The following is a 266-nucleotide window of genomic DNA, read 5'->3' on the forward strand; positions in this document are numbered from 1 at the left end:
CAATCTCGCGTGAAGTACGACGCGTTGAACCGGGTGACTGCGATCGAGGATGACGCGTACAAGGTGTACTACGAGTACGACGCGGTGGGCAATCGCCGCCGGATGCTCGCGAAGTACACCGACATGGTCGGCTATCAAGACCGGGAGCAGGAGTACTGGTACGAATACGATGCGCTGAACCGATTCACAGTGTCGATGGGCAGCCTGTCGGGTGCGCGTGCAACGGATCCGAACGATACGAGCGTTTCGATCGCGAAGGGAACGCT

1 protein-coding gene is annotated in these 266 nt (G+C 59.0%); it reads left to right on the forward strand.

Features of this window, described 5'->3' with window-relative positions:
- Positions 1–266: hypothetical protein (locus tag AC2FB1_RS11200; protein ID WP_490675283.1), on the forward strand; the 266-nt coding region annotated here is incomplete at both ends.

This window comes from Staphylococcus sp. CoH_129_LAB_1, from assembly GCF_058191515.1.